This is a genomic window from Hwangdonia seohaensis (genome assembly GCF_031932625.1).
GTDB lineage: Bacteria > Bacteroidota > Bacteroidia > Flavobacteriales > Flavobacteriaceae > Hwangdonia > Hwangdonia seohaensis.
Genome location: NZ_JAVSCK010000003.1, coordinates 30719 through 52827 on the forward strand (window position 1 = coordinate 30719; position 22109 = coordinate 52827).

17 protein-coding genes are annotated in these 22109 nt (G+C 38.7%); 11 read left to right on the top strand and 6 right to left on the bottom strand.

Going from position 1 to position 22109, the window contains the following annotated elements; translation table 11 throughout:
- Window positions 1-40: 40 nt before the first annotated feature.
- From RNZ47_RS09245 to RNZ47_RS09260, 4 genes are read right to left on the bottom strand one after another with little or no spacing between them, the layout of a single operon-like run.
- The gene (locus RNZ47_RS09245) at window positions 41-1438 is read right to left on the bottom strand and encodes a 3-keto-disaccharide hydrolase (RefSeq protein ID WP_311939121.1); all 1398 of its coding nucleotides are present in this window, start codon (window positions 1436-1438) and stop codon (window positions 41-43) included.
- A gap of 1 nt (window position 1439) precedes the next feature.
- A complete protein-coding gene (locus tag RNZ47_RS09250; protein ID WP_311939123.1) occupies window positions 1440-2870 on the bottom strand; it encodes a Gfo/Idh/MocA family protein in 1431 nt (476 codons plus the stop codon).
- Window positions 2871-2886: 16 nt separating this feature from the next.
- Window positions 2887-3636, bottom strand: a complete 750-nt coding sequence (locus tag RNZ47_RS09255) for a 3-keto-disaccharide hydrolase (protein ID WP_311939125.1) — start codon at window positions 3634-3636, stop codon at window positions 2887-2889.
- 40 nt (window positions 3637-3676) lie between these two features.
- Window positions 3677-7129 (bottom strand): pyruvate carboxylase, encoded by a 3453-nt coding sequence (locus RNZ47_RS09260; protein WP_311939127.1) that lies wholly within the window; start codon window positions 7127-7129, stop codon window positions 3677-3679.
- Window positions 7130-7520: 391 nt separating this feature from the next.
- Between RNZ47_RS09260 and RNZ47_RS09265 the strand changes: the two genes are divergently transcribed.
- From RNZ47_RS09265 to argH, 10 genes are all read left to right on the top strand, one after another.
- A complete protein-coding gene (locus tag RNZ47_RS09265) occupies window positions 7521-9113 on the top strand; it encodes an NADP-dependent glyceraldehyde-3-phosphate dehydrogenase (protein ID WP_311939129.1) in 1593 nt (530 codons plus the stop codon).
- A 592-nt stretch (window positions 9114-9705) separates the two neighbouring features.
- Window positions 9706-10323, top strand: coding sequence for a GNAT family N-acetyltransferase (locus RNZ47_RS09270; RefSeq protein ID WP_311939131.1), 618 nt, complete (start codon window positions 9706-9708; stop codon window positions 10321-10323).
- A 61-nt stretch (window positions 10324-10384) separates the two neighbouring features.
- Window positions 10385-11560 (top strand): argininosuccinate synthase, encoded by a 1176-nt coding sequence (locus tag RNZ47_RS09275; protein WP_311939133.1) that lies wholly within the window; start codon window positions 10385-10387, stop codon window positions 11558-11560.
- A 2-nt stretch (window positions 11561-11562) separates the two neighbouring features.
- A complete protein-coding gene (argC, locus tag RNZ47_RS09280) occupies window positions 11563-12540 on the top strand; it encodes an N-acetyl-gamma-glutamyl-phosphate reductase (RefSeq protein WP_311939135.1) in 978 nt (325 codons plus the stop codon).
- 132 nt (window positions 12541-12672) lie between these two features.
- Entirely contained in the window at window positions 12673-13473 is an 801-nt protein-coding gene (gene proC, locus RNZ47_RS09285; RefSeq protein ID WP_311939136.1) for a pyrroline-5-carboxylate reductase, read from the top strand.
- Window positions 13470-14594: an aspartate aminotransferase family protein gene (locus tag RNZ47_RS09290; RefSeq protein ID WP_311939138.1), complete on the top strand. Its 1125-nt coding sequence runs from the start codon at window positions 13470-13472 to the stop codon at window positions 14592-14594. The genes proC and RNZ47_RS09290 overlap by 4 nt, the downstream gene beginning before the upstream one ends.
- A complete protein-coding gene (locus RNZ47_RS09295; protein ID WP_311939140.1) occupies window positions 14595-15533 on the top strand; it encodes an N-acetylornithine carbamoyltransferase in 939 nt (312 codons plus the stop codon).
- An 86-nt stretch (window positions 15534-15619) separates the two neighbouring features.
- Window positions 15620-16396 (top strand): acetylglutamate kinase, encoded by a 777-nt coding sequence (argB, locus tag RNZ47_RS09300; RefSeq protein ID WP_311939142.1) that lies wholly within the window; start codon window positions 15620-15622, stop codon window positions 16394-16396.
- An 8-nt stretch (window positions 16397-16404) separates the two neighbouring features.
- Window positions 16405-17466 carry a M20 family metallo-hydrolase gene (locus RNZ47_RS09305; RefSeq protein WP_311939144.1) on the top strand — a complete coding sequence of 354 codons (1062 nt, stop codon included), beginning with the start codon at window positions 16405-16407 and terminating at the stop codon, window positions 17464-17466.
- 95 nt (window positions 17467-17561) lie between these two features.
- Window positions 17562-18836 carry an argininosuccinate lyase gene (gene argH / locus RNZ47_RS09310; RefSeq protein WP_311939145.1) on the top strand — a complete coding sequence of 425 codons (1275 nt, stop codon included), beginning with the start codon at window positions 17562-17564 and terminating at the stop codon, window positions 18834-18836.
- Between the two features lie 107 nt (window positions 18837-18943).
- Here the strand turns inward: argH and RNZ47_RS09315 are convergent, their stop codons facing one another.
- Window positions 18944-20221 (bottom strand): replication-associated recombination protein A, encoded by a 1278-nt coding sequence (locus RNZ47_RS09315; protein ID WP_311939147.1) that lies wholly within the window; start codon window positions 20219-20221, stop codon window positions 18944-18946.
- 224 nt (window positions 20222-20445) lie between these two features.
- Between RNZ47_RS09315 and RNZ47_RS09320 the strand changes: the two genes are divergently transcribed.
- Window positions 20446-21183, top strand: coding sequence for a rhomboid family intramembrane serine protease (locus RNZ47_RS09320; protein WP_311939150.1), 738 nt, complete (start codon window positions 20446-20448; stop codon window positions 21181-21183).
- A 54-nt stretch (window positions 21184-21237) separates the two neighbouring features.
- Here RNZ47_RS09320 and rlmB read toward each other — a convergent pair whose 3' ends face one another.
- Window positions 21238-21975: a 23S rRNA (guanosine(2251)-2'-O)-methyltransferase RlmB gene (gene rlmB / locus RNZ47_RS09325; RefSeq protein WP_311939152.1), complete on the bottom strand. Its 738-nt coding sequence runs from the start codon at window positions 21973-21975 to the stop codon at window positions 21238-21240.
- Window positions 21976-22109 lie beyond the last annotated feature (134 nt).

Genomic DNA, 22109 nt, shown 5'->3' on the forward strand with positions numbered 1-22109 from the left:
AAATTAAAAGATTTTTATGGGTAAATGTGTTATCGATTGACTAAAATTCCCTGATTTTGATGCTTCTAAAATACACGGTATCGCCATGGTCTTGCAATAAAATATGACCACCTTGCCATTGCCCAAACCCCTCCCATTTATTGAATTTGCTATAAGCTACAAGGGTTTTAAACATTTGTGAATGCCTATCGTATTCAATCACTTTTTCATTGTTTAACCAATGCTCTACATGCGAGCCTTTAACGATTATTCGTGCTTTGTTCCAGCTGCCAACACCTTTAAATGTCTTATTTCTTTCTGGTATCGAGAGGTTTTCTGCTTTAATTAAATCGTATAGCGACCCAAGGGTTCTGTTTCCATTTATACCCGCTTTTGCATCGGGATGGTTTTTATCATCTAAAATTTGAAATTCACAGCCAATGGCAGACCCCGTTTCTTTATTAAGTTGGGCATCGACGAAATATTTAATGCCACTATTCGCACCTTCAGTAATTTTGAATTCTAGTTCTAACTCAAAACTGCTGAATTGTTTTTCGGTAACCAGGTCTCCGGGACCTGTCGATTCGCCTCCGTCCGTAGCCAAAATAGCTAATTCACCATTCTTAATTTCCCACCCAGATTCTGGGAAATGATCCAGTTTTGCGCCACGCCAACCTTTGTTGGTTTTACCGTCCCAAAGCAAACGCCAACCTTTATCTATTTCGTTTTGGGTTAGCGTGTTTACCAAATAACTCATTTCCTTAACTTCTGGATTCGAGGGCAAACGCGCCTCATTTAAGTTATTTGTTTTAATTCTAATATTCCTCCATTTAATTTCTTTTCCGGCAAGATTTTCATTGGTGCCGATACCGTGAACCTGCAATGCAATGAAACCTGAAGGTGTTAAATCGTCCACCAAGTTTGAACATGGTACACCATTTATCCAAGTTTTAACAGACTTGCCAATGGCCTCAATTCTACAGTGGTTCCATATCCCATTTTTAAAAGCCTTTCGGCCTTTTTGGTTTAAGGATAATGGGTACAACCAGCCTCTTCTGCCTTCGTCGTAAATGCCGCCACTAAAAGCACGATCGCTGGGGTCCAACTCGAATTGATAGCCATGAACCCTTCCGTTGTTATACGCTTCAATACTGTTGGACCTAAATTGTACACCGGAATTAATTGTTGGATCGACTAAAACCTCAAATTCCAAAATAAAATCGCTATAATTTTTTTCAGTAGCTAAAAAACTATTTGGGATTTTGGTTTTGGTGGTTCCTATTATTTCTCCGTTTTCAACACGGTATTTTGCCGTACCGTTTAGCTGTTTCCAACCCGTTAAATCTTTACCGTTAAAAAGGGCTATCCATTCATCGCTAAATGCTTGCGCACATACATCATAGTTACCAAAGCCTATTGTTAAGGCACAAATTAAAAAGTATAATTTAAATGTTGACATTTTAAAATTCACGATAATCCCCATCTAAATACTGATTGGCTTTTTCCTCAGAAAATTTTGCATTTTCACTATCCCAATGCAGTGTTTGATTTGGAAAACGACCCGCAATAACCCCTAAAAGAATGGTTTCTGTTAATTTTGAGGCATACGAAAACGGTGCCGTACATTCATCTTTACCAAAGCAGGCATCTACAAATTGATGGTAATGTTTTGGTCCTTCGGAAGCATAATTGCGTATGGGTTTGCCCATATTATTTGCTTTTTCAACCGCTTCAATTTCCGAGGATATATCAACATACTCCCCGTTTACAATTTTCTTTGGTAATTGCATAAAATGAGGTAAAAGCAAGCGTCCTTTTTCGCCAACAAACATGGCGCCTTGTTCGGGTAAAACACCTTCTGAAGCAACTTTGGTATCAAGGGACATTTTGTCTTCTAAACTTTTGTCTTTTGTCGCTGAAGAAGTCTCTTTTTTTGCGCCCGGTAATATTAAATCTTCGTGTTCTTTTGGCGCTCCTGGGCCGTCGTACCAAATCCATTTTAAGGTTTCGGTAGTGTACTTTGTTTTAGGAAATACATAGGTTACCGTGTTTTTTTCCGGAAAACCGAAACCGTTGGGCTCACGGCATTCGTTTTTTATGGTTTTAGGGACGTCAAGCTCAAGAGCGTTGTACGGTGTATCAAAAATATGAACACCCATATCGCCTAAAGTGCCACAGCCGTAATCCATTAATTTACGCCAATTTCCTGGGTGATAAACCCCTTCTTTGTAGGAGCGTTTAGCCGATGTGCCTAACCATAAATTCCAATCTAAAGTGTCGGGAATGGGGTCGTTGCCTTCAGGTGCCGGACCATCGTATCCCCAGTTTTTTGGCGACCAAGCATGTACAGTATGTACTTTTCCTATTATCCCGGATTGGATTAATAAAGTCGCCAATTTATAATCATAAAAAGAATGTACTTGAATACCCATTTGTGTCACCAAGTTTTTCTCTTTGGCGAGCTGGCTCATCGCACGAGCTTCAGAGACGTGGTGCGTCAATGGTTTTTGGCAATACACGGGTTTATTCATGTTCATGGCAAGCATAGAAGCTGGAGCGTGGGTGTGGTCTGGAGTTGAAACAATTACGGCATCAATTTCGTCTTCCATCTCCTTTAGCATAACCCTATAATCTGAAAACGTTTTTGCGTTCGGGTAAAGTTTTTTGGCTTCGTTAAGAAAATTTGAATCAACATCACATAATGCGGTAACATCAACCAAAGGATGCGAAGCGGTATCTTTAAGGTCGGCCAGTCCCATGTTGCCAACGCCAATATGTGCGGTTCTAAGACGGCCATTTTTAGTTTTGGCAGCACTCATTAATAACGTAGGTGCAATGGCCAAACCTGCCACGCCTAATCCGCTCTTTTTTAAAAAGTCTCTTTTATTCATTTTCGTGTATGTTCAGTTATAATTTTTTAATTTTTATGTTTCGTAACCATAAGGGGCTATCGTGGTCTTGAATAGCAATGTAGCCAGACTTAAAAGTACCATATTTTGGAAAATCTTTCCATTTACCTTCTTTTTTTCGACTTTCCCAATCTTCAGACCAGGGCACAAATTCAAGCAGTTTTTTGCCATTTAGCCAATGTTCTACTTTTTCTGTTGTGAAAATGATGCGGGAAGTGTTCCATTCCATAGCTGGTTTAACTATTTTTTGACTTAAATCCGGTACATACATGGCGTAGTCAGCTCCTGTTTTCTGCCATTCTTCCAAGGTCGCATCATTGATTTCTTCCCATTTTAAATCATCTAACATTTGATATTCTGGAGCCACTTCGTACGGCGGCCAATCACCTTCTTGTATATGATACATTATACCGCTATTTCCGCCTTCAGGAATCTTCCATTCCCAATACAGTTCAAAATTATCGAATTCTTCCGCAGCATAAATAATGTCTTTGCCACCTTTACGATTGGCTTCTGTACGTATTTCGGTATCAAAAGTCAATTCACCATCTTTTATAACCCAGCCCGGGGGCAAAGAATCTCCATTATAAGCTCGCCACCCATCTAGACTGGAGCCATCAAAAAGATAAATCCATTCGTTGTTTACTGTATTGTTTTCTGTGTTTGATTCTAATTTTTCACTTTTTTTCTCTCCTTTACAAGCTAGAATTACGAGTCCGATAGATAATGCTAAAATTGCTTTTTTCATGTTTAATAAAAATTTTAGGTAAATATAGTATTAATTTGAATTACTCCATAGTAAGAACCAAATCATCTTGTTTAACCATGGTGCCAGAATTTAAAGTTATCGATTTTATTTTACCTGCATGAGATGCAACAATGGTGGTTTCCATTTTCATGGCTTCAATAATAAATAGCGGTTCGTTTTCTTTAACTTCCTGACCTCTTTTAACCAAAACTTTGTATAGCGAACCTTGTAAGGGCGCACCTATTTCATTTGCGTTTTCAGGGTCTATCTTTTTATTTTCCTGTTTTACGATGTTTAATTTATTATCGTGAACCTCAACATATCTGTTTTCCCCATTCACTCTAAAAAACACGAGTCTGATGCCATCTTCATTGGGTTCGCTTACCGAGAGTAGTTTTACGATAAGGGTTTTACCCGGTTGCAGCGTAACCAATATTTCTTCGCCGCTGGTTAAGCCGTAAAAGAAACTTTTGGTTGGGAGTCGGCTTAAGCTGCCATAGCGCTTGTATTTGTTATGTGCTTCTTCAAAAACCTTAGGATATAAGCAGTACGATAAAAAGTCTTCGAACTCGATGGGTCGTGTAAACCCTTTTTGGAATTTTTTTGCGAATGCCTTAAATTCCGTATCAAAATCTATGGGTTTTAAATGGGCGTTAGGCCTGTCTTTATAAGGTTTTTTGTCTTTTAAAATAATCTTTTGAAGTTTTTTGGGAAAGCCACCAACAGGCTGCCCTAAATCGCCCTTAAAGAAATTTATAACGGATTCCGGGAACGAAATTTCATGCCCGCGCGCCATAACTTCTTCGGGGGTTAAATTATTTGTCACCATAAAAATAGCCATGTCACCGACCACTTTAGAGCTAGGGGTGACTTTTATTAAATCGCCAAACATGGTATTTACCTCTCCGTACATTTTCTTAACATCATCAAACCGGTCTGCCAATCCTAAAGCTGTAGCTTGCGGACGTAAATTTGAATATTGTCCACCAGGGATTTCATGCTGAAAAACCTCGGCAGTTCCAGATTTTAAACCAGATTCAAACGGATAGTATAGTTCGCGGGTATCTTCCCAGAAATTTGAAAATTGATTAAGCGTACCCATATCAAAATGATGGGCTCGTTTTTCATATCTCATCATTTCAACAATGGCGTTAAAATTGGGTTGCGAGGTTAACCCCGATAATCCGCCAAGGGCAACATCAACCACATCTACACCCGCTTCAATGGCTTTTAAATAGGTGGCTGTTTGTAAAGAAGATGTGTCGTGTGTATGTAATTGAATGGGCAAATTAACGGTGTCTTTTAAAGCAGCGACCAACTCTGTTACGGCATAAGGTTTTAATAAGCCCGCCATATCTTTAATGGCAATCATGTGGGCGCCGGCATTTTCTAAATCCTTGGCGAGTTGCATGTAATATTTTAAGTCGTATTTGGTTTGTTTCGGGTTTAAAATATCACCTGTATAACTTATTGCAGCTTGGGCTATACCGTCTGTTTTTTTACGCACATAAGATATACTGGGCTCCATGGCGGTAACCCAATTGAGTGAATCGAAAATCCTGAAAACATCAACCCCATTTCCCCATGCCATTTCAACAAAAGCTTCAATTAAATTGTCAGGATAAGCTTTGTAGCCCACACCATTTGAACCCCGAAGCAGCATTTGCAATAAAATGTTTGGGGCTGCGGCACGAAGTTCTCTTAGTCGGCCCCATGGGTTTTCGTGTAAAAACCGTAAACACACATCAAAAGTGGCGCCTCCCCAAACTTCCATACTAAAGGTGTTTGGGTGGTTTTTCGCAAAACTTTCGGTCACCTTCAGCATGTCGTAAGTCCGCATTCGGGTTGCCAATAGCGATTGGTGCGCATCGCGCATGGTGGTATCGGTATAATGGATTTTAGTGTCGTTTTTTAACCATTCGCAAAATTTTTCAGGACCCAATTCGGTCAACAGGTTTTTGGTGCCTTTTGGGTATGCATCAATATGATTGAATTTTGGCACTTTGGGGTCTCTAAACACTTTTGAGGCATCGGTAAACTTCACATCTGGGTTTCCGTTTACGGTAACATCGCCCAAATATTGAGTGATTTTTGTGGTACGATCCTGCGGTAATTTTATTTTAAATAAAGCCGGTGTATTTTGAATAAAATTAACGGAAGCTTTACCGGCTTTAAAGGTTTTGTGCTGAATTACGTTTTGAAGAAAATGAATATTGGTTTTTACACCACGAATACGGAACTCCCTTAAAGCGCGTGTCATTTTTCTAACCGCACCATCTAAAGTTCTGCCCTGCGCTGAAACTTTTACGAGCATGGAATCGAAAAACGGACTTACACTGTATGATTGGTAAATGCTCCCCGCATCCAAACGAATACCCATGCCAGAGGCACTGCGGTAGGTTGAAATCGTGCCGTAATCTGGGGTGAAATTATTTTCAGGGTCCTCGGTTGTAAGTCGACATTGCAACGCAAAACCATTTGTAGATAGACTTTCTTGGTCAAATATCTTAATTTGTTTGTCGGATAATTTATAGCCACCTGCCACGAATATTTGGGTTTTTACCAAATCGATGCCGGTTACCATTTCGGTAACGGTGTGCTCCACTTGTATTCGTGGGTTAACTTCAATAAAATAAATGTTATGGTTTTTATCCAATAAAAACTCAACGGTGCCAATATTATTATAGCTCACTTCTCGGGCAATAGTAACGGCGTAATTGTATAGCTCTTGTTTTACCCGCTCCGGTAACCCAAACGAGGGCGCGACCTCGACTACTTTTTGATGGCGACGCTGCACCGAGCAATCACGCTCAAATAAATGGCGAATATTACCATGGTTATCGGCAACTATTTGCACTTCAATGTGCTTTGGGTCTTCAACATATTTTTCCAAAAACATGGTGTCATCACCAAAAGCGTTTAAGGCTTCGTTTTTTGCTGAATCAAAATTCTGCTCTAAATCTTCCGCAGTTCTAACAATTCGCATACCGCGACCACCACCGCCCGAAGCGGCTTTTAGCATTAACGGATAACCAATGGTTTCGGCTTCAGATAAAGCGATTTTTAAAGAGGATAATTTCTTTTTATTGCTTTCAATAATAGGAACGTTGCATTTTACCGCTATTTTTTTAGCCATTATTTTGTCGCCCAAAGCATCCATAACTTCAGGGTTTGGGCCAATAAAAACAATGCCGTTTTCGGCACATCTTCTCGCAAATGTTGAGTTTTCGGATAAAAAACCATAACCCGGATGAATGGCATCAACGTTTTTTGATTTTGCCAATCGGATGATGGCATCAATATCCAAATACGGCTTTAAAGGCTGGTTGTTCTCTCCAATTTGATACGATTCATCGGCTTTGTATCGATGTTGCGAGTAGCGGTCTTCGTAAGTGTAAATGGCAACCGTATCCACGTTTATTTCGCTACAGGCTCTTAAAACCCTAATGGCAATTTCACTTCTATTGGCAACTAATATTTTTTTTATTTTCATGGTTGGTTTTTAAAGCGTGTTTAATTGTATAAAAATATAAGTATTTATAATTAATTGCCACGCTTTTTTGAATTAAAAGAAGTTTTTTGTTAAAAACACTGGATATCTTTCATTGTTCTTTTATTAATAAATCGGATTGCCATAAAATAAACAGCCGAAAACGTTTGAGCCATAAATATTATATCAACATGTAATTAAACTGTTAAGAATATCGTATTTCTTAAAACAAACCCTTGTTTTTAAAAGTCTTTAAGCTGAAAAATAAATATCTTAGCAGTAGTTTAAAACTAAAAGTTGGACTTGAAATTAGCCATGAATCATTCTTAAAACCAATAAAAATGTTTACTGGCAAATGACCTCTGACGGATGAAAAACAAAAAAACATAAACAGATGAAAACGACTTTTTCAGAAATTCCGGACGCCTATAAAATCGAATCCCTTTTACATCAAAAAACGTATTTGGTTGATGGCGAATTAAAACAATGGCATGGCGATACGGCAGAAGTTTATTCAACGATTTCTTCAACAGAAAACTATAGCCCAACGCTTTTAGGCACCATTCCGCAGTTGGGCGAAAAGGAAGCCTTAGATGCTTTGAATTCTGCTTGTTTAGCTTACGATAAAGGTCAAGGTTTATGGCCAACCATGAAGGTGATTGACCGTATTGCGTGCATGGAAAAGTTTGTGGAGCAAATGAAAACCAAACGCGAGGAAGTGGTTAAGCTTTTAATGTGGGAAATAGGCAAAAATCTACCGGATTCTGAAAAGGAATTTGATAGAACCGTCGATTATATTTACGATACCATTGAAGCTTATAAACAAATAGATAGAAGCTCGGCAAAGTTTGAAAAAAATTCAGGTGTTAATGCGCACATTCGCCGTGGCCCTTTAGGTGTCGTGTTGTGTTTGGGGCCTTATAATTATCCGCTTAACGAAACGTTTACTTTGTTAATTCCGGCTTTAATTATGGGAAACCCCGTAATTTTTAAACCGGCAAAAATTGGTGTTTTATTAATTTCCCCATTGTTGGAAGCGTTTCAAAACAGCTTTCCAAAAGGTGCGGTAAATGTAGTTTATGGCCGCGGTCGTGTTTTGGCAACGCCCATAATGCAATCTGGAAAAATAGATGTGTTGGCTTTAATTGGTAACAGTAAATCTGCCAACGCATTGCAAGCGCAACACCCGAAAGGAAATAGATTGCGTATGGTTTTAGGTTTGGAAGCGAAAAACCCAGCCATTGTGCTGCCCGATGCCGATTTGGATTTAACTGTTGAAGAATGCATTGCAGGAACGCTATCGTTTAACGGGCAACGTTGTACGGCTTTAAAAGTGCTGTACGTTCACGAATCTATAGTGGATGCGTTTAACAAGCGTTTTTCAGAAAAAGTAGATGCCCTTAAATTTGGGAATCCTTGGGAAGCCGGCGCGAAATTAACACCGCTTCCAGAAGTTGAAAAACCAGGTTATATTCAAGAATTAATTGATGATGCTTTAGAAAAAGGAGCTAAAAAGCTTAATGAAAAAGGGGGCGAAACATCTGATAATTTTATTTTTCCAGCGGTATTATATCCAGTAACGAAAACTATGAGAGTGTTTAAAGAGGAGCAATTTGGCCCTGTAATTCCTATTGTACCGTTCACCGATATTGAAACTCCTTTAGATGATATGGCAGAATCCAATTACGGCCAACAAGTGAGCTTGTTTGGTAAAGACATTGATACACTTTCGCCGTTAATTGATACTTTGGTTAATTTAGTTTGTAGGGTGAATTTGAATAGTTCTTGCCAACGCGGACCCGATGTATACCCTTTTACCGGAAGAAAAGATTCGGCCTACGGGACATTAAGTGTGCATGATGCGCTACGTTCGTTTTCAATAAGAACCTTTGTGGCATCAAAAGACAATCCTTATAACAATGCCATTTTAAAAGGATTGTTAGACAAAAAAGCCTCTAATTTTATAAGCACCGATTATATCTTGTAGCCATGGGAAATGATAAAAATTAAAAGTGTCACATTGAGCGCAGTCGAAAGGCTATTAAATAAGATATTTTCAATGTCTTCGACTGCGTTCAGACTGACCTCCCATATTCTAACCATTTTTGTTATATACTCAATGTAGCCAATAAAAAAAGATATTTTAAATATAATCGCTTACAAATGAAGAATTAAAAGCAAAAAGCATCATTTGAATAAAATTTCATAATTATTTTAAAAAATCATAAAACTTTAAGCCATTAATAAAATTTAATTTTTAGTTTTACACCAATGAATTCAAATAAAAATAAAATACGTACGTTTTCCCCCAGTTTGCGCTTGCGCAACCGCCGCCGCTAATTCTTCTATTTAGCCTTAATAACCGTATACGTTTAATTTTATTTTTTATCATGTTTATATCAAATTCCACATTACAACTTCAAAAAACAATTATTTCTTTAAATAATAGAAACGTTGTACGCCGTAACTTTCCACGTCGCCCGTAAGGGTATGCTATAAATTATTGAACTTAGGTGAGTCCGGTTCAGCTTTTCAAAAAACCAAAATAATTTTAAAATCAAATCAAATAAATCAAAATAATGAAAGTCATTATTGCTGATAAATCTCATAGTATTTACGCTCAAATAATATGCGACACCATTGCGGAGTCCGCAAATGTTAGAGGCACGGGAATCGCCAGACGAACTCCTGAATATATTATGACCAAAATGGAAAACGGTAACGCCGTTATTGCTTTAGACGGTAATAACTTTGCGGGTTTTTGCTATATTGAGAAATGGGGACATGGCAAATATGTTGCCAATTCGGGCTTGATTGTGCACCCAAATTATAGGGGCGCGGGTTTAGCCAAGAAAATTAAACACAAAATCTTTGAGCATTCCAGAAAAAAATTCCCAAAGGCTAAAGTTTTCAGTATTACCACAGGATTGGCAGTAATGAAAATGAATAGCGATTTAGGTTACAAACCGGTGCCGTTTTCTGAATTAACCGACGACCAATCGTTTTGGGATGGTTGTCAAACCTGTAAAAACTACGATGTTTTAACAAGAACCAACAGGAAATTGTGTTTGTGCACGGGCATGTTGTACGATCCGGAAAAAGCTAAAAACAAGGTAACCAAACGAGTCAAGGAAAAGACTTTTAAACGATTAAAAAAGATTAAAGAAACCTTGCTTTTAAAAAAGAATAAAAAATAAATTAACGCCGAAGCTTAACTACGGCGGTTGCCGAAAGGCGGACATTATAAAATAATTTAAAATGAAAAAATTAGTAATAGCATATAGTGGCGGGTTGGACACCTCGTATTGTGCGGTAAGTTTATCAAAAGAATACGACGTACATGCCGTAAGTGTAAATACGGGCGGATTTACCCAAGAAGAAATAAAAACTATTGAAAGTAACGCATATAAAATGGGCGTTACAACCTATAAAAATATTGATGCCATTGCCACGTTTTACCAAAAAGTAGTCAAGTATTTAATTTTTGGCAATGTACTTAAAAACAATACTTACCCATTATCGGTAAGTGCCGAACGTATTATTCAAGCCATTGAAATTGTGGAGTACGCTAAAAGTATCGGCGCCGAATATATTGCCCACGGCAGTACGGGCGCAGGAAACGACCAAGTGCGTTTCGATATGATTTTTCAAACCTTGGCGCCAAATATTAAAATCATAACACCCATTAGAGACCAAAAATTATCGCGACAAGAAGAGATTGAGTACCTAAAAAGTAACGGTATCGATATGTCCTGGGACAAAGCAAAATACTCGGTTAATAAAGGACTTTGGGGCACGAGCGTTGGTGGCGAAGAAACTTTAACCTCAGAAAAACCATTACCCGAAGAAGCGTATCCGTCGCAATTAAAACATGCCAAGGACGAAAAAGTTACCTTAAGTTTTTTACAAGGCGAATTGGTAGCCGTTAACGGTGTAGAAAACGACCCTGAAATTAATATTGAAGTGTTGCATAATTTGGCATCGCCTTATGCCATTGGCAGAGATATCCACGTTGGAGACACGATTGTTGGTATTAAAGGTCGCGTTGGTTTCGAGGCTGCAGCAGCGTTAATTACCATTAAAGCACACCATTTATTAGAAAAACATACGCTTACCAAATGGCAATTGCAGCACAAAGAATATTTGTCTAGTTTTTACGGGATGCATTTGCACGAAGGCCAATATTTAGACCCTGTAATGCGAAACATTGAAGCCTTTTTGCAAAGTAGTCAGGACAAGGTTTCGGGCGAGGTAACGGTCACTTTAAAACCCTATCACTTTACTTTAGACGGGATTGTGTCAAAACACGATTTAATGTCTGCTAAATTTGGAAGTTATGGTGAGGAAAACAAAGCGTGGACTGCCGATGACGCCAAAGGGTTTATTAAAATTTTAGGCAATCAGAATAAAATATATCAACAAGTAAATAATTAATTATGTTACAAGTAGGAATTATTGGAGGCGCGGGATACACCGCAGGCGAATTGATTAGATTGTTGATGCATCACGGCAAAGCTGAAATTGATTTTGTGTATAGCACATCGAATGCCGGGAATAAAATTAGCGATGTTCATCAAGATTTGGTGGGCGATTTAGAGCTTAAATTTACCGATACCATCAATCCGAATGTCGATGTCTTGTTTTTGTGTTTGGGCCACGGAAATTCAGTTAAGTTTTTAAAGAACAATACTTTTTCAGATCATACAAAAATCATCGATTTAGGTAATGATTTTAGATTGGAAAAAGATAAAGTCTTTAACGGAAAAACCTTTGTTTACGGTTTGCCCGAATTGCAAAAAGAAGCCATTAAAAAGGCAGAATATATTGCCAATCCCGGTTGTTTTGCAACCACCATCCAATTGGCATTATTGCCTTTGGCCAAAAATGGATTGCTGCAAAACGATGTACATATTAACGCCGTAACGGGAGCCACAGGCGCAGGAACATCGTTATCTAAAACCACACATTTTACATGGCGTGATAATAACTTTTCGTATTACAAACCGTTTACGCACCAGCATTTGGGGGAAATCAACCAATCGGTAAAGCAATTGCAAAATAATTTTTCGTCAGAGCTTATTTTTATGCCCAATCGTGGGAATTTTTCAAGAGGTATTTTTGCTACACTTTACACCCATTTTAATGGCAGTTTAGAGGAAGCAAAAGCGCTTTACAAGGATTATTATAAAGATGCAAAATTCACCTTTGTGTCGGATAACGAGTTGCACTTAAAGCAAGTGGTAAACACCAACAAATGTTTAATCCATTTACATAAACACGACAATAAATTACTGATTACCAGCTGTACCGATAATTTATTAAAAGGCGCATCGGGTCAAGCGGTTCAAAACATGAATTTAATGTTTGGTTTTGATGAAACCGAAGGCATTCAACTAAAAGCAAATTTCTTTTAAAATAAACTTAGACCTGTCGGGTTTTAAAAACCTGACAGGTCTGGAAAATGAAAAATCATAAGAATAAGCCATTAATTTAAAGACTTTGTTGTCTAAAAAATATTCGTGAATTCGTGGCAAAAAAACATAAATATGAAAATAGCCATAATAGGAACAGGGAACTTAGGAAAATCGATTGCAAAGGGTTTAATTACGAGCAATGCGATTACCACTTTGTACTTAACAAAACGAAATTTGGACGCTATTCAAGAATTTGAGGGCTACCAAAATGTGTATTTAACATCGGATAATGCTGAGGCGGTTAAACAATCGGACATCATTATTTTTGCGGTACAACCGGCGCATTTTGAAACCATTTTAAGGGATATTAAACCTTTGCTAACTGAGAAACATGTGCTGATTTCGACCATTACCGGATTTTTAATTCCGAAAATGGAAGCTATTGTTGGTTCGGACCAATTTATTATTCGCGCTATGCCAAACACCGCCATTGCCGTTGGGAAATCGATAACCTGTTTATGTAGTAACGAAAAAGGGGCGGAGCGCATTAAAATTGCCGAGGCCATTTTTAACCGTTTAGGCACATCGATTGCGATTCCGGAAAACCAAATGCAAGCGGCAACCGTTGTTTGTGCAAGCGGTATTGCCTTTTGGATGCGACTGATTAGAGCCACTACACAAGCGGCCATTCAGTTGGGTTTTGAGGCCGAAACGGCTCAGGATTTGGCAATGCATACTTGCGAAGGTGCGGCGAGTTTACTAATTGCAACGGGCAACCACCCAGAACAGGAAATTGATAAAGTAACCACGCCAAAAGGCTGTACGATTGAAGGGTTGAATGAAATGGAACACAAAGGATTGAGCTCCTCGTTAATTCAAGGTATGGTAACCTCGTTTAATAAAATCAACACTATAAAAACAGAACAGTTATGAGTCTATTTGATGTCTATCCGTTGTTTGATATTACTCCCGTTAAAGCAAAAGACGTTTTTGTTTACGACGAAAACGGGATTGAATATTTAGACCTTTATGGCGGACATGCCGTGATATCCATAGGGCATTCGCATCCGGAATATGTGTGTTCGTTGAGCAATCAATTAAATAACATTGGATTTTACAGCAACTCCATTCAAAACCCGTTACAGGTTGAATTAGCTGAAGCAATTGAAGCGCTTTCGGGTTGTAAGGATTACCAATTGTTTTTATGCAATTCTGGTGCCGAAGCTAACGAGAATGCTTTAAAATTAGCCTCGTTTCAAACAGGAAAATCTAAAGTGATTGCTTTTAAAAATGGCTTTCACGGGCGTACATCGGCAGCCGTTGCAGCAACCGATAATGCTAAAATTATTGCCCCAATTAATGCGCAACAAGAGGTCGAGCTTTTCGAATTTGGTAATTTAAAGGGCGTTGAAAAGGCCTTGGCAAAAAACGATGTTTGTGCCATTATTATTGAAACCATTCAAGGTATTGGCGGATTGGATGAAGTTACAACCGAGTTTTTAAAGGGATTGGAACGCTTATCGAAACAGTATAATACCCTTTTAATTGCCGATGAAATTCAATGTGGATTTGGACGAACCGGCGATTTTTTTGCCTATCAAAAGCACGGCATTACGCCAGATATTATTTCGATGGCAAAAGGTATGGGTAACGGGTTCCCGATTGGCGGTATTTTAATTCATCCGTCCATAAAAGCCTCTTACGGCTTGTTGGGAACAACCTTTGGCGGTAATCATTTAGCCTGTGCCGCATCATTGGCCGTTTTAAAAGTGATGCGATGCGAAGGTTTAATGGAGAATGCGAAAACAGTTTCGGAATATTTTATCGAAAAAGCCAACACCATTCCGCAAATAAAAGCCGTAAAAGGAAGAGGGTTGATGTTGGGACTGGAATTTGATTCTTCCATAGCCGCCCTAAGAAAAGATTTGATTTTTAAACACCATATTTTTACAGGAAGCGCTAAAAATCTTAATTTACTGAGAATTCTTCCGCCTTTAACGCTTCAAAAAGAGCATGTTGATGTGTTTTTTGAAGCTTTAAAAAAAGTATTATAAATGAAAAAGTACACCAACATTTCAGACATTAAAAACTTCCCTAAAGCCATCGAGGAAGCCATTCAACTTAAAAAAAATCCGTTAGAGTTTTCAGACTTAGGAAAACACAAAACTTTAGGATTGTTATTCTTCAATTCCAGTTTACGCACGCGGTTAAGCACTCAAAAAGCCGCTTTGAATTTGGGAATGAATCCTATAGTGATGAATGTTTCCGGTGACGCTTGGGGCATCGAGTTTGAAGATGGCAGTGTTATGAACGGTACAACTGCCGAGCATATAAAAGAAGCTGCAGCTGTGGTGTCTCAATATTGCGATATTATTGCCGTTAGGGCATTTCCAACATTAACAGATAAGGTTAAAGATGAGAGCGAACAGGTGCTTAAATCGTTTGCAAAATACGCCATGGTGCCTATAGTAAACATGGAAAGTGCCACAGCGCACCCGTTACAAGGTTTTACCGATGCGATTACCATAACCGAACACAAAAAAAACAACAGACCCAAAGTGGTGTTAAGTTGGGCGCCACATATTAAAGCATTGCCGCACGCCGTTGCAAATAGTTTTGTTAATGCGATGCAAAATATGGATGTCGATTTTGTAATTACCCATCCTAAAGGTTACGATTTGAATCCCGAAATCGTAGACAATACGCTGGTGAATTACAATCAAGAAGAGGCTTTAAAAGATGCCGATTTTGTTTATACAAAAAACTGGAGCTCGTATAACGATTACGGTAAGGTGTTAAAAACAGATTCGGATTGGATCATTACCAAAGAAAAATTAGGCGATGCCAAATTTATGCATTGCTTACCCGTAAGGCGAAATGTGGTGGTTGAAGATGCGGTTTTAGATAGTGAAAACTCATTGGTAATACAGCAAGCAAATAACCGAACCTATGCGGCGCAATGGGTTTTGAAGAGTATTTTGGAAGATTTATAGTAATCCGTTATTCTGAATTTATTTCAGAATCACATAAAAAAGTAATGAGAAGCTGAAACAAGTTCAGCTTGACGAAAATTAAAAAAATGCAAACACTAAAGGTTATAAAAATAGGTGGCAATATTATTGATGACGAGCAGGCATTGCATCATTTTTTGGAAGGCTTCTCAAAAATTAAAGGGCCGAAAATATTGGTGCATGGTGGCGGAAAATTAGCAACAAAATTGGCTAATCAAATGGGTGTTGAAGTAAAAATGACCAATGGCCGTCGCATAACGGATGCCGATACTTTAGACATTATTACCATGGTTTACGCCGGTAAAATCAACAAAAATATAGTCGCAAAATTACAGGCAAATCAGTGCAATGCCATTGGGTTTTCTGGAGCCGATGGAAACGCTATCGTATCGGAAAAACGCCCCGTAAAGGATATTGATTACGGATTTGTTGGCGATGTGTTAAAGGTAAATACAAACACTTTAGAGGTGCTTTTAAACAACCAAGTAACACCCGTTTTTTGTGCCATTACCCACGATGAAAACGGACAGCTTTTCAACACCAATGCAGATACTATTGCATCGGAATTGGCCATAGGTTTCGCAAAAATTTTTAAAACCGAACTGTATTATTGCTTTGAGAAAAACGGCGTGTTGCAAAATGTAAATGACGATGATTCGGTTATCGAAAACATCAATTCCGAAAATTATAAAACATTAATCAACGAAGGTATTATTGCAGATGGCATGCTGCCAAAACTGAATAATTGCTTTCACGCCATAAAACACAACGTGCATAAAGTTTGCATCGGGAAACCAGAAATGCTTTTCAGTTTAAACACAAAACACACTACAATTCAAGCTTAAAAAGTGCCATGGAAAAACTAACAAACGAAGCGATAGAGCTTCTTAAAAATCTTATTGAAACCGAATCTTTTTCATCAGAAGAAGACCAAACGGCTGCACTAATTGAAGATTGGTTCAAAACTAAAAATATTGATTACACACGCACCAAAAACAATGTTTGGGCCATCAATAAGTATTTCGATAAAAGCAAACCTACACTATTGCTAAACTCGCATCACGACACCGTAAAACCCAATAACGGCTACACCAAAGACCCGTTTAAAGCCATTGTTGAAGATGGTAAACTCTACGGTTTGGGCAGTAATGATGCCGGTGGTTGTTTGGTATCTTTAATTGCAACGTTCACGCATTTTTATGCGCAAAAAAACTTAAAATACAACTTGGTTATTGTCGCTTCCGCGGAAGAAGAAAGCAGCGGACCAAATGGTTTAAATAGCATGTTGTCCATTATTCCAAAAGTGGATGTCGCCATTGTGGGCGAACCCACTTTAATGCATTTGGCCGTTGCCGAAAAAGGCCTTGTGGTTTTTGATGCCGTAGTAAAAGGCACACCAAGTCATGCCGCACATCCTAACAACGATAATGCCATTTACAATACGATAGACGTTTTAAAATGGTTTAGGGATTTTAGTTTTAAAGAAACCTCAAAAGCCTTGGGAGACGTAAAAATGACGGTAACTCAAATTAACGCAGGACAACAGCACAACGCAGTTCCTGCCGATGTAAAATTGGTTATCGATGTTCGTGTAAACGATAAATATTCAAATCAAGAAATTGCCGATTTATTAGTGGCCAATGCACCCTGCGATAGTATAATACCACGAAGTTTGAGGCTGAATTCCTCATCCATTCCGCTAGATCACGATTTAGTAAAAGCAGGACTTTCTATTGGGCGAACAACCTATGGATCGCCAACATTATCAGATCAAGCGGTACTTAGTTGCCCAAGTTTAAAATTAGGTCCGGGCGATAGCACACGCTCGCATTCGGCCGATGAATTCATATATTTGAATGAAATCGAAGAAGGCATCAAAATTTATATTGAATTGTTGAATAAAGTGATTGTTTAACGATGCTGTCATTCCTGCGAAGACAGGAATCCATTAAAGTAAAAGTAAAATTTAAAAAGATTCCCGCCTTTGCGGGAATGACAAAAATAGACAAAATGAAACTCTGGGATAAAGGATTTACAATAGACAAACAAATTGAGCAATTTACGGTTGGCAACGATAGGGAAATAGATATTCATATTGCAAAATACGATGTTATTGCATCGAAAGCGCATGCTAAAATGCTTCAAAAAATTGGCATTATTACCGTTGAAGAATTGGTTGATTTATTAAGCGGATTAAAAGTTTTGGAAGATCAGATTGAAAACGGCAGCTTTGTCATTGATGCCCAATTTGAAGATGTGCATTCAAAAATAGAATTCGAGCTCACCAAACAATTGGGAGAAGTGGGCAAAAAAATCCATACCGCGCGCTCGAGAAACGATCAGGTTTTAGTGGCGCTTCATTTGTATTTTAAAGACAATTTATTGGATGTAAAGGCAAAAACAAAAACATTTTTTGAAACCCTTTTGCAATTGGCCGATACGCATAAAGAAAAATTATTACCAGGTTATACGCATTTGCAAGTGGCTATGCCATCATCGTTTGGGTTGTGGTTTTCAGCTTATGCCGAATTGCTGATTGACGATGTCTATTTATTAAACGCCGCCATTAAAACGGTAGACCAAAATCCTTTAGGTTCGGCTGCGGGTTACGGCAGTTCTTTTCCGATAGATAGAAATATTACAACCCAAGAGATGGGTTTTGAAACCTTAAAATACAACGTGGTTGCTGCGCAAATGAGCCGGGGTAAAAGTGAGCGCACCATTGCCGCTACTTTAGGCAGTTTAGCCAATACCATGAGCCGTTTTGCCATGGATGTGTGTTTGTATATGAGTCAGAATTTTGGTTTTATCACTTTCCCAGACGAACTAACAACGGGCAGTAGCATTATGCCACACAAAAAGAATCCGGACGTGTTCGAACTCATTCGTGGCAAGTGCAATAAAATACAAGCTTTACAAACCGAAATGATTTTAATTACCAATAATTTACCGAGTGGTTACCACAGGGATTTTCAGTTATTAAAAGAAAATACTATTGCTGCTTTTGAAGAGTTAAAAACCATTTTAGACATTTTTAATTACGCCATTCAGCAAATTGTTGTAAAGGATATTGATTTGAACGACGATAAATACAAGTATTTGTTTACGGTTGATAATATCAATAATTTGGTAGTTGATGGCATGAGTTTTAGGGAGGCTTACCAGAAAATTGGCGGACAAGTACAAGCGGGAACTTATAAGCCAGATATGAGCAAAGAACACTCGCACATTGGCAGTATTCATAATTTGTGTTTAGATGACATTAGGGCTAAGTTTCCTGAATAAATAGGTTTCAATTTTGTAAAAAAAATTAAAAAAGTTAGCGCAACGCTCAAATACTCAAAATCAATTAAAAACATTTAGCACAACAAACCCTGAAAATCACAAAGGATTCAATATCCATATTTGTCTTTCCATCGTTGTTTTAAAAATTCCCGATGTGCGTTTTCCCGGGCGTTATTTCCGGGGTCGTAAAGCTTGGTGTTTTTTATCTCGTCCGGCATAAATTCCTGATTGGCAAAGTTAGCCTCGTAGTTGTGCGCATACTTGTAATTATCGCCATAACCGAGTTCTTTCATCAGTTTTGTAGGCGCATTTCTCACCTCCAAAGGCACACTTAAATCGCCGGTTTCCTTTACCAATTGTTGGGCGTTGCCAATGGCTTTGTAAGCAGCATTGCTTTTTGGAGAACAAGCCAAATACGTAGCGCACTGGCTTAAAATAATTCTAGACTCTGGATAACCAATAGTCGTTACCGCCTGAAATGTGTTGTTGGCAATCACCAAGGCCGTTGGGTTAGCGTTGCCAATATCCTCACTGGCCAAAATAAGCAAGCGGCGCGCAATAAACTTAACATCTTCGCCACCCTCGACCATACGCGCCAGCCAATATACCGCCGCATTGGGGTCGCTGCCACGAATGGATTTTATAAACGCCGAAGTAATATCGTAATGCTGCTCGCCCGTTTTATCGTAGCGTACCGTATTGTTTTGTATCTTCTTTAAAACGTCCTCATCGGTAATGGTAACCGTGTCCGAGTCGTACGAATTTACAATAAGCTCAAAAATATTAAGCAGTTTCCGGGCATCACCACCAGAGAGTTTTAAAAGCGAGTTGGTTTCCTTTAAATCAATGGTTTTTTTAGAAATCAATACGTCCTTTTCAATCGCGCGCTTTAAAAGCGTTTCCAAATCGTTTTTATCAAAAGCATTTAAAATATACACTTGGCACCGCGATAAAAGTGCCGAAATTACCTCAAAACTCGGGTTTTCGGTGGTCGCCCCAATTAAGGTAATCCAACCTTTTTCAACCGCTTGTAGCAACGAATCTTGCTGCGATTTACTAAACCTATGAATTTCGTCAATAAACAAAATAGGGTTTTTCGTGGTAAACAAACCACCACTTTGTTTTGCATTATCGATCACGTCACGAATATCCTTAACCCCTGAGTTTATCGCGCTAAGCGTATAAAACGGTCGGCCAGATTCGGTCGCAATAATGTTGGCCAAAGTGGTTTTTCCGGTTCCCGGCGGGCCCCAAAAAATCATCGACGGTATCAAACCCTGCTTAATATGCTGCGTTAACGCACCGTTTTTGCCCACCAAATGCGTTTGGCTCACATAATCATCCAAGGTTTTCGGTCGTAAACGTTCGGCTAAAGGCTCATTCATAACTGTAAAATTAAAACAATTCCTTTGCAAAAAGGAATCTCTACACTAATAAATTTTATTTTTAGGGCGTGCCCCCGATAAAAATCGGGGTCGGGCTTTACGTTACTAGTTTTGGCTCGATGCGCGCCTCGCCAAAAGCTAACCACTGCAATCCCTCACGCGGGCAAATCTGCCATTTTAGCACCCCAATAAATCGTGGTTAAGTATTTGCTATATTTAGAGCCATGGACACTAAAGAACATTTTAAATTCTCAACGGGTGTTATTGCCTATCCGGTAGTATTTGTACTAATTATATGGTTGGTATTTTGGTTCGAGGTGCGTTTTGGCGTAAACTTTAGTAAATACGGCGTTTACCCACAGACTTTAAAAGGGTTGCGCGGTGTTGTTTTTAGTCCGTTTATTCACGGCGATATTCAGCATATTTACCACAATACCGTTCCGTTGTTTGTATTGTCAACAGCCTTGTTTTATTTCTACCGGCCAATAGCTTGGAAAGTGTTGTTCTTCGGTATTCTAATTTCGGGGTTCCTCACTTGGTGCATTGGTAGGCCGTCGTACCATATTGGTGCCAGCGGACTTATTTATGTGTTGGTCAGTTTTACCTTTTTCAAAGGTGTATTTGCCAAACATTACAGACTCATTGCACTATCGCTCGGGGTTGTGTTTCTTTACGGAAGTATGATTTGGTACGCTATTCCCAGTGAAGAAGGCATCTCTTGGGAAGGGCATTTATCCGGGTTGATTACGGGTTTGGTATTTGCTTTGTTCTTTAGAAAAGAAATTGCAAAGCCGAAAAAATATGCTTGGGAACGCGACGATTTTAACGAAGCCGACGACCCCTTTTTAAAACATTTTGATGCCGATGGAAACTTTATAGAAACTCCGGAAGAACCCGAAGAAGAGCAGGGGCAATTCCATATAAATTACCACTTCAAAAAAGAAAACCCTGAAAAAGAATAAAGGTGTTAGGTTCAAATTTAGATGAGGACAACTGTAGCTGAAAACAGGTACCGCTTACTTCAAACGTTGCCGCACAACTTCGTATAAAAAAGCACCACAAGCCACCGATACGTTTAACGACTCAATATCGCCCAAAATAGGTAGTTTCGCTTTGGCATCAACCACCTTTAATGTGGATGGATTTATGCCTCTGCCTTCCGATCCCATAATAATAGCACACGGTTCTGTGAAAGACACGTCGTATAGCGTGTCGTTGGTTTTTTCGGTAGCGGCAATCACTTTTATACCAGAGGCTTGCATGTAAAACACGGCATCTTTTATATGGTCTACTTTACAAATCGGGATTTTAAAAACCGCTCCGGCACTTGTTTTAATGGTGTCTCCGGTTACGGGCGCGCCACCTTTTTTCTGAATAATAATGCCATCAACACCGGTGCATTCCGCAGTACGTATGATAGCACCAAAATTACGAACATCGCTAATTTGGTCCAACAACAAAAACAAGGGTGTTTTACCAGTTTCTATAACAGACATTACAAGCGTCTCTAAATCGTGAAATTCAATAGGCGATATTTGCGCCACAACACCTTGGTGGTTTTTCTTTGTAAGCCGGTTTAGTTTCTCAACAGGCACATAGGATTTGTTAATCGAATTTCTGTTTAATAAAGATTCAAGTTCACTAAAAAGTTCACCTTTTAATCCTTTTTGAAGAAATACCTTATCTACATTCTCGCCCGCATTTACAGCTTCTATAACGGCCCTAATACCAAAAATTTGAGTTTCATCTTGCATGGGGTAAATGTATAAAAAAGTTATTGGTCTAAGAAGTTTAACCTACAAAGAGTTTATTTTGTGTTTTTGCCTCATTAAACTAATTTTATTTGGCACTTTTTAATCATAAATTTAGAACTTATAAGTTGTGTTAA